3 protein-coding genes are annotated in these 2400 nt (G+C 65.0%); all 3 read left to right on the forward strand.

All coding sequences use genetic code 11. From position 1 onward, the window contains the following. Positions 1–311 precede the first annotated feature (311 nt). Positions 312–1061, forward strand: coding sequence for an electron transfer flavoprotein subunit beta/FixA family protein (locus EOA24_RS34425; protein ID WP_126081055.1), 750 nt, complete (start codon positions 312–314; stop codon positions 1059–1061). A 23-nt stretch (positions 1062–1084) separates the two neighbouring features. Next, entirely contained in the window at positions 1085–2014 is a 930-nt protein-coding gene (locus EOA24_RS34430) for an electron transfer flavoprotein subunit alpha/FixB family protein (protein ID WP_127410616.1), read from the forward strand. A 201-nt stretch (positions 2015–2215) separates the two neighbouring features. Continuing rightward, positions 2216–2400: 3-hydroxyacyl-CoA dehydrogenase NAD-binding domain-containing protein (locus EOA24_RS34435; protein WP_245501920.1), on the forward strand; the 185-nt coding region annotated here is incomplete at its 3' end.

A 2400-nucleotide genomic window follows, 5' to 3' on the forward strand; every position in this document is an offset into this window, starting at 1 on the left:
TGCCGCTGCTGGCCGGCGCCGACGGCGAGCCGGACCCGACGCCGAACATCCAGCAGCCGCCTGTCCCCGTCGAGCCCGCCGCGAGCGACGGCACCCCGGCGCAGCCGGGGTCGCAATGGGGCCGTGGAGCAGCGACGCCTCGGGACTGAACCGATTTGGGTGCCTCGTGGGATATTGACGCGCGGATTTGCCGCCACTACGGAAACGGCACCGCTGGGCGGATATTCCGCCCGTAATGTCGGCTTTCGACAACTCTGACAGGGCGTACGCTGCTATAGCGCCCCGACTATCTCAGGAGAGGTGACAGGAAAATGAAGATCCTTGTGCCCGTGAAGCGGGTTGTGGATGCCAACGTCAAGGTCCGGGTGAAAGCCGACGGACTCGGCGTCGAGCTCGCCAATGTCAAGATGGCGATGAACCCGTTCGACGAGATCGCGGTCGAGGAAGCGATCCGCATCAAGGAAGCCGGCAAGGCGGAAGAGATCATCGTCGTCTCGGTCGGCCCGCAGCAGGCGCAGGAAACGCTGCGCACCGCGCTCGCCATGGGCGCCGACCGGGCCATTCTGGTTAAGACTGACGAGCAGACCGAGCCGCTCGGCGTCGCCAAGGTGCTGAAGGGCGTGGTCGAGGCGGAGAAGCCCGGCCTCGTCATCCTCGGCAAGCAGGCGATCGATGACGATTCGAACCAGACCGGCCAGATGCTGGCGGCGCTGCTTGGCTGGTCGCAGGGCACCTTCGCCTCCAAGGTCGAGCTTGCCGGCGATCATGCCAAGGTGACGCGCGAGGTCGACGGCGGCCTGCAGACGGTCGAACTGAAGATGCCGGCGATCGTCACCGCCGACCTTCGCCTCAACCAGCCGCGCTATGCATCGCTGCCCAACATCATGAAGGCGAAGAAGAAGCCGCTCGACGAGAAGAGCCCGGCCGACTTCGGCGCCGACGTCAAGCCGCGCCTCAAGGTGATCAAGACCGAGGAGCCGGGCGGCCGCAAGGCGGGCGTCAAGGTGAAGTCGGTGGCCGAGCTGGTCGAGAAGCTGAAGAACGAAGCCGGCGTGCTCTAAGCGATCGGGAAAGGATAAAGACAATGGCAATTCTCCTCATCGCCGAACACGACAACGCAAGCCTTTCCGACCAGACCGCCAAGGCGCTGTCGGCGGCGCTCCAGATCGGCGCGGAAGTCGACGTGCTGGTGGCCGGCAAGGGCGCCAAGGGCGCGGCCGACGCCGCCGCCAAGCTGAAGGGCGTTCGGAAAGTGCTGCTGGCCGAAGCGGACGAGCTTTCGGAACGCCTCGCCGAGCCGACTGCGGCTCTCGTCGTCTCGCTTGCGGGCGGCTACGACACGATCATCGCGCCGGCCACTTCCGCCGGCAAGAACATCGCGCCGCGCGTCGCCGCCCTGCTCGACGTCGCCCAGGTGTCGGAAATCATCGAAGTGGTCTCGCCTGACACCTTCAAGCGGCCGATCTATGCCGGCAACGCCATCCAGACCGTCCAGTCGACCGACGCCAAGAAGGTCATCACGGTGCGCACCGCCTCCTTCGCGGCAGCGCCGGAAGGTGGTTCTGCCGCGGTCGAGACGGTCGGCGCCGCCGCCAACCCCGGCCTGTCGTCCTTCGTCGAGAACAAGCTCTCGGAGAACGATCGTCCGGAACTGACCTCGGCCAAGATCATCATCTCCGGCGGCCGCGCGCTCGGCTCTTCGGAGAAGTTCCAGGAAGTCATCCTGCCGGTCGCCGACAAGCTCGGCGCCGCGGTCGGCGCGTCCCGCGCCGCGGTCGACGCGGGCTATGCCCCGAACGACTGGCAGGTCGGCCAGACCGGCAAGGTGGTCTCGCCCGACCTCTACATTGCCGTCGGCATCTCCGGCGCCATCCAGCACCTGGCCGGCATGAAGGACTCCAAGGTGATCGTCGCCATCAACAAGGACGAGGAGGCGCCGATCTTCCAGGTTGCCGATTACGGCTTGGTCGGCGATCTCTTCGTCATTTTGCCGGAGCTGCAAAAGGCGCTTTGACGCCGTCCGTTCTGGCATATTAAAATCCAAAGGGTGGGGTAGACGAAGTCGCCCCGCCCTTTTAGTTTGCACTGCACAAAAAGCGGGCCATCAAGGTCCGGAGCCAATCCGGCGGTTCGCCTCCGGATTGCGGGAAACAAACAAGCAGGAGCGTCTTTGTACTTCAAGGAAGTGCGGACGTTCCGGACGGGATCGGGGTTCATGAGCAAGATCGAGACGATCGGCATTGTCGGCGCGGGTCAGATGGGTGGCGGTATCGCCCATGTCTCTGCGCTGGGCGGCTACAAGGTCCTGATCCACGACATATCGGCCGACCGGATCGAGAAGGGCATCGCCACCATCAGTGGCAACATGGCCCGCCAAGTCGGTTCCGGCAAGCTTGAGGA

The sequence above is a fragment of the Mesorhizobium sp. M2A.F.Ca.ET.039.01.1.1 genome (genome assembly GCF_003998035.1).
Taxonomy (GTDB): Bacteria; Pseudomonadota; Alphaproteobacteria; order Rhizobiales; family Rhizobiaceae; genus Mesorhizobium.

What these genes read in the sequence shown, in the direction of transcription:
- EOA24_RS34430 (WP_127410616.1), top strand. Translation starts at nt 1,085, where the DNA reads ATGGCAATTCTCCTCATCGCCGAACACGACAACGCAAGCCTTTCCGAC.
- EOA24_RS34425 (WP_126081055.1), top strand. Translation starts at nt 312, where the DNA reads ATGAAGATCCTTGTGCCCGTGAAGCGGGTTGTGGATGCCAACGTCAAG.